The sequence below is a fragment of the Nostoc sp. 'Peltigera membranacea cyanobiont' 232 genome (assembly GCF_002245985.1).
Classification (GTDB): domain Bacteria; phylum Cyanobacteriota; class Cyanobacteriia; order Cyanobacteriales; family Nostocaceae; genus Nostoc.
Map to the genome: position 1 here is coordinate 1 of NZ_NOLK01000259.1, position 6,325 is coordinate 6,325.

Annotated in this window: 8 protein-coding genes and 1 pseudogene; all 9 read left to right on the top strand. The window is 45.7% G+C overall.

Annotation, left to right across the window (positions count from 1 at the left end; translation table 11 throughout):
• Positions 1 to 721: 721 nt before the first annotated feature.
• Positions 722 to 2,221, top strand: a pseudogene (locus CDG79_RS38205) (reverse transcriptase domain-containing protein); the annotation flags it as partial.
• A 176-nt stretch (positions 2,222 to 2,397) separates the two neighbouring features.
• Complete coding sequence (locus CDG79_RS38210) at positions 2,398 to 3,105, top strand: hypothetical protein (RefSeq protein WP_223278601.1); 708 nt, start codon at positions 2,398 to 2,400, stop codon at positions 3,103 to 3,105.
• Positions 3,106 to 3,108: 3 nt separating this feature from the next.
• A complete protein-coding gene (locus CDG79_RS38215; protein WP_094346725.1) occupies positions 3,109 to 3,342 on the top strand; it encodes a hypothetical protein in 234 nt (77 codons plus the stop codon).
• Positions 3,339 to 3,584, top strand: a complete 246-nt coding sequence (locus tag CDG79_RS38220) for a hypothetical protein (protein ID WP_094346726.1) — start codon at positions 3,339 to 3,341, stop codon at positions 3,582 to 3,584. The genes CDG79_RS38215 and CDG79_RS38220 overlap by 4 nt, the downstream gene beginning before the upstream one ends.
• The gene (locus tag CDG79_RS38225) at positions 3,581 to 3,856 is read left to right on the top strand and encodes a hypothetical protein (protein ID WP_094346727.1); all 276 of its coding nucleotides are present in this window, start codon (positions 3,581 to 3,583) and stop codon (positions 3,854 to 3,856) included. The genes CDG79_RS38220 and CDG79_RS38225 overlap by 4 nt, the downstream gene beginning before the upstream one ends.
• 257 nt (positions 3,857 to 4,113) lie before the next feature.
• Positions 4,114 to 4,557 (top strand): hypothetical protein, encoded by a 444-nt coding sequence (locus CDG79_RS38230; protein WP_094346728.1) that lies wholly within the window; start codon positions 4,114 to 4,116, stop codon positions 4,555 to 4,557.
• Between the two features lie 11 nt (positions 4,558 to 4,568).
• Complete coding sequence (locus tag CDG79_RS38235; protein ID WP_094346729.1) at positions 4,569 to 5,240, top strand: hypothetical protein; 672 nt, start codon at positions 4,569 to 4,571, stop codon at positions 5,238 to 5,240.
• A 165-nt stretch (positions 5,241 to 5,405) separates the two neighbouring features.
• Entirely contained in the window at positions 5,406 to 5,984 is a 579-nt protein-coding gene (locus CDG79_RS38240) for a hypothetical protein (protein WP_094346730.1), read from the top strand.
• On the top strand, positions 5,981 to 6,268 hold the full coding sequence (locus CDG79_RS38245) for a hypothetical protein (protein WP_223278602.1): 288 nt from the start codon (positions 5,981 to 5,983) through the stop codon (positions 6,266 to 6,268). The genes CDG79_RS38240 and CDG79_RS38245 overlap by 4 nt, the downstream gene beginning before the upstream one ends.
• Positions 6,269 to 6,325 lie beyond the last annotated feature (57 nt).

Sequence of the window (6,325 nt, forward strand, 5' to 3'; positions counted from 1 at the left end):
TCTAAGAAATAGTGATACTCTTCACCCTGACTAGCTTTCACCGTTCGCGTACTAATCAAAAGAGTGAAGTACCATTCAACAACAAATTCTAGAATCCCCCTTTTCGGGGGTTAATGCAAAAAACCCCTAATAGGAAGTTCCCACGGTGAAATTGAACCTAGAAAAATGACTCATGTAAGAGCGGGGCTTAACAACCACACCCCCCGACTCCATCAGAGATAAAACCCGCCGCATCAGTCTTCAATAGCGGTAAGAATCTAGGGTTTCTGATAGTCAAATTGGTTACACCTAACGGAACGTATCAATCATCTGAAGGAACGAATAAAAACAACTTGAGAGTCTAGGGAAAGTCGAATCCCTGGTAGGTGAGATGAGACACGGAACTCTCTCAAGTCGGGTAGGATGCGGCGTAATTGCTGCAAGGTATTCAGAAAACACTTAATGGAGCAGAGCATGATTAGGCACAGTGATTACACTAGTGAATCTTGGAAGAATCTACCCTGGAAGAAATTTCGTCAGGATTTATCAAGAAAGGCAGAGGGCAGGAGGCAGAAGGCAGAAGGGAATTCTGATTCCTGCCCTCTGCCCGTGACCGTAGGGAACAAGGGTTTAAGACCCCCACCAAATTAAAAATTTGGTGGCTCCTATTCAGGAGGGGTCTGAATCCCCTTCTGAATAGAACCTTCTGCCTTCTGCCCTCTGCCTTCTGCCTTCTTCAATCCGCCTACAAAAGAGAGTGTTCAAAGCGGTTCAAGCAGGAAACAAGCGGAAAGCTCGGTTTTTGCAAAAACTTATTCTGAAATCCCGTGCGGCTAGATTTCTGTCAATCCGACAAGTATCACAGCTAAATGCTGGTAAGAAGACAGCAGGTATTGATGGTGTAAAGTCCCTCGATTTTACAGGACGTTTCGAGTTAGAAATTCTACTTAGAAAATCGGCTGGAGACTGGAAGCATCAAGGACTAAAGGAAATCCCAATCCCCAAAAAGGACGGGACTACCAGAATGCTGAAAATCCCAACTATCGGCGATCGCGCTTGGCAATGTCTAGCAAAATACGCCCTAGAACCAGCACACGAAGCAAATTTCCATGCTAGAAGTTACGGTTTCAGAGTAGGACGCTCGGCACACGATGCCCAAGCACTTCTATTCTCAAACTTAAACAGCAACGCCAACGGAATAGATAAAAGAGTTATCGAACTCGATATCGAAAAATGCTTCGATAGGATTTCACACTCCACCATAATGGACAACCTGATAGCCCCTAAGAATATCAAAAATGGTATTTTTAGATGCCTGAAAGCCGGAGTCAATCCCGAATTTCCAGAACAAGGAACCCCTCAAGGCGGAGTAGTAAGCCCCCTACTAGCCAACATCGCACTAAACGGAATTGAAAGTATCCACAGAACCCACATAGCGGGTTGTAAGATAACCGACAAAACCGCAGAAGGTCAAATACTATATCCATCCGTCCGCTACGCCGACGACATGGTAATAGTGTTAAAACCTCAAGACGATGCAGAACTGATACTAAGAAACATTGACGAATTCCTAGCCAAAAGAGGAATGAAAGTAAGTGCTAAGAAAACCAAAATAACCGCCGCGACAAATGGCTTTGACTTTCTAGGTTGGCACTTCAAAGTGAGAAACGACGGAAGAATATTAATAACTCCCTCAGTGGATAACTTTAAGAAATTCCGGGAGAAAGTCAAGAAAATCGTTAACTGCTCGAACTATGGTTCCAAGGTAAAAGCCGAAAAGCTAGCACCGATTGTAAGGGGTTGGAGAAACTACCATAGGTACTGTGATATGTCAGGGTCAAGGTTTTCACTCTGGTTCATGAATCACAAAACCCACACGGTATTTAATAAGGAAACCAGGAACACCAGAGAGTCTTGTACTGCACTTGTAAAGAAAGCGTTCCCATCAGTTCCTTACTCCCTCGGCTCACACGTCATAGTTAAAGGAGACAAATCCCCCTATGACGGAGACTTAATTTACTGGAGTCAACGCAACAGTAAATTATACGATGGGATGACATCCATTGCCTTACATAAACAGAACCATTCATGTGGTCGATGTGGAATGAAATTGACAAGCGAAGAGCATGTACATTTACACCACATAGATGGAAATCATAATAACTGTAAACCTAAGAATCTTACAGCAATCCATGAATCCTGTCACGACTATTTACACATGAGCAAAAGGGTCACTCCCTAAGAATATCGGGAGCCGTGTACACGGAAACGGGTACGCACGGTTCTAACTGAGAGGGACGGGGAATAATATCCCCTCTCGACTCAAACAAGGCGAAAAAGGCAGAACTGGCACTAGAAAGCATTCTTGCAGACTTAGCGGTTCTCAATATTCCCGATGGGGTCAAGCTTTCAATTAGTTTGAGCAACCATAACCCCGAACGCTGGGGCCAAGAGATTAAGCGCAGAGTAGAAGGGACTCACACCTTTGAACATCTGCACCCTGTAACTCGTTCCATTGTCACCAAGACAGTTGAAATCATAGTTACAGGCATTTATCCCGAAGGGTTTGGAAGCATTGCCCACTGCTTATTCGGTGAAGCATCCCTGGTACTTGACCCCTCAGAATTAGCGATCGCTCTCGATATCGGTTCATCAACGTGGCTTGTAACTGTCTTTAATGGCAGTGGTGCAGTGATTGACAGACACCTGATTGAGGGTGGAGCCGGTGAACTGCATTCGATGATTGCAGAAGCCCTCGACAAGCGAAACGACCGAGTAAGCTTGCTGTCCAAGGATGTGAAGCACTCGCCCAGCTTGGTGAACCAGGGAATTATTGAAGGCACTTTCACTTATGGCGGCAACCACCTGACAGGTAAGAAGTTTGAAACCGAGTACAGCCAATGCCTAGACGAATGGTGGAGTAACAGGATTGAGAAATTCGCCAACTTTGTGACTGCTGGCAATTATCTAGACCGAGCGAAATACCTTGTCGCCTGGGGTGGGGGTGTTTCCTTGCCAGTGGTGGATCAAAACTTAGCCGGTTTAGGCTTTGTGATTTTGAATAATCCCCAATTCATCAATGCTTTGGGGTTGAAACTATTAACTCAAATATCTTTGGGAGCTTAGTTAATGAATTACGAATCTCGGCGTATAACCATCTCCTACTTAGCAGTAATTGAATTGTGCAAGATTTTTGATTTACCCCAAGATGCACCGACACAAGCACTTTCAGCAGGTGTAGAGAAGCTGATTTTTCAACATGGCAATGTGCAAGCATCACCCAAAGTTGAAACAGCGCAATCTACACAGCCCAATAAATCGGCACTTAGCGCAATGGTCACTAATTTTAAAGGGGCAGCATGAGCAGAACCACATTCAGAAACACGGTTTTAGGCATTGGAGCAACAGCAGCAGCGTTAGCCCTTGGCTACTTCGGAGTCCAGTACTTCGGTAAAAACAATATGTTTACCATTGCCGCAGCCGTGGGAGGTGCAGGGGCCATCAGCTATGTACTTCAAAAGCCGAACCAGCCACAAGCCCCAAGTAATCAGCCAGAACCCCAACCCACACCGATGAAAACCCAAAGGAAAGGAAAGAAGTCATGAGCGACCAAGACACCCAAAAGACACAACCATCGCTAACGACTACCGAAATCATGACCATCATCCTCGGTTGCGAACAGACTCTCAGGTTCGTGCAAGCATCTCCCAATTACAAACAAATCGAAGCCTCCGAGCGTTTCAGTACATCGAATGACCTGCGTCTGGGTGATGCTGTTCAGACGCTTGTTGAAGTTCACGAAGCGATTCTAAATATCGAATTCTACTCTCAAGTCGAGGGACAACCAAATGCTTTCAATGACAGCCTTACAGCGTAATCATTTGTACCAATTCCGTGGTCAACAACTGCGCTACAGCCATCGGTCTAATTGTCGAGTCAATGCCCCTTTCATTTTCAATGACTCGAAAGGCAAACGAAAAGAATTAAGCCAAAACCAAGTGCAGAGGGAGGTTTTTGAACTTGTTGAGTTTTGTGAGAACTAATGATGAAGCGATCGCTCCCACCGACCAAAGTAAGTGCAATCGCCTCAGCCGAAAGTGCATCAAGTACACATCGTTACAAGGATTCTAACAAATGACACTTGACTACAAAAATCCCAACGATTGGGGCAAATCGCCTCTGACCGACTCCGCCCTGAGAAAGCAGCAATTCAAAGCGGAAAATCCTGAACAATGGGCAGCAAAGATTGAGGCAGATATTGAGGCACTTTCCACACCGCTAGAAAAAAGTGAAGATTACCCACCCTTCACCGGAACGGAATTCTTAGCAACTCATTCAACCATTGATGACCATCCATACTCTGCTGCATTTGGTCAATTCTTGGGTAATGGTATTGACCCTGATATTGCAAATACTTTGGCATTTGGTGAGAACAGATTTGATTTAATTTCTGATGATTTTGACGACCCAGTAAGGCAACTAGCAACGAGAATTTATAGCCGATTTGAGGACATGGGGTATTGGGATGAAGTACCCCAAGAGTCCAGCGATATCAACTATGACGTAATACCTTATTAGGAGATTATTAAATGGCACGTAATTTTGGATCTGCGAAACTCAAAAATCATATTCCCAATAATGCCCCCGGTACGTTAGGAGCAATGGGGAAACTGTTTGATGTCTCCTCATCGGACTTCAACAAAGCCTTGCAGGGAGATCAAACGGTAATCACCAAAATTGCAGACATGGCGCGACTGTCTGACACAGCTAAGGCTAATCTGCCTAAAGCTTTGGAGGCATACCGCAAAATCATTGAAACCACCGGAGATGTAAACCAAGCCTATGCCGAACTGGTGCAACTGACCCAGAAGCACGGAACGCAAACCCTGAAAGCTATCAACACCAGTAAAACAGGAGAGCAGCGTTTCAAAAACGAGATGACCGAGATGCAAGCGGAATTGGTGAATGCCACTACTGCCGAGGCAACCCGTCACGCGCAACGCTCATCCTTGATTCAGATATCTGGGGCTACAGCCGACCTCATGGCGATCGCTAAGTATGAAGCTGATTTAATCAAAGCTTCTAACAAACTGCCTGAAACACAAGATGCGGCGGATAGGGCATACGAAACCGCAGTTACTAGCGCACTGTGGACAAACGGTAGTGAAGCAAAAACCGACCGCATACCCAAGCCCAATTACTCGCGCACTGCTGGGATTAGTCGTGTAGGCGACTGGTTCAGGAATTTTATGGGCATTTAACCCATAAGTAAGTCGTTTGCCAGGGGACAGAAGAGAGCAGGGGAGCAGAGGAGCAGAGGAGCAGGGAGGAACTCACAGCAATTCCTCCCCTCTGCCCCCCAGCCCCTCTGCCCCGAAGCCTCTTCTAGACTCTGGCTTTTTCTGTTTCACCCACGTGAGGTAAACATGAATGAAATTGATTCCCTATGGGAGCAGTTCCAAAATACCAGTGAACAGTCCACACCGTTAATGTGGGGTGAAACTACTTCAGAAAAACCGACCCCATCGAGCGAAGACGGCGAACGGTTAGAACAGTCTATTCGTGATGTCTTCAGTAACAAACAACTGCTAAACAAAGCACTGGCTACATTCCTGGGTGTGTTTACTGCCAATGCTGGAGTGAGCTTACTAACAACTCTAGGGATTTCCGCGATCGCTTCTGGCACTTTAAGCAGCATTGTACTTGGGCTATTTTTCGCCAACACCCTAACCAAAATTCAATACGACGGCAGAATCCACATTGGTAAAGACTTTATGGTGGCGACTGCCCAAACTGCAAGTGTAGGGGCAACTCTTTGGGTGGCGTTTGACGAGTATCGAATGGTGTCTAATGCAACTAATACAGGTAAGACAAGATTCTATTCAGAAGTAAGACAGTACGAAGTTAAGCCCAGTCCCCAGACTGACACCCCTTGGCTAATGATCGGGTTGGCAGCATTGGGAGTGTTGTTGCTTGCAGCTATGACGAGGGGAAGAAACCAATGAAACGTAAGCAGTTTGAGGATTACTTGCGTTCGGGAACAGCCAACAATATCACTGTAGGGGTGCTGGCAACCATCGGGTTAATTTGTGGGGCAAAGTCATTTACTGGCACGATGATTAGTTTGGTTGAATATTGCTTCATCCCCTCAACGCTCACCAAGCCGGTTAACCGTCAAAGGTACTGCACTCCCAACAAGCGTTACATAATGCCAGAGTCGAATGGCACTAAGAAAAGCTCTAAGCTATGCGGAATAGGCACTACAGATTTTAAAGCTATTGAACAGTGAAGGTTCAGGGATGGGATAGGCAATTGTCCTTGATGTAATACTGCGATCGCCATTGAG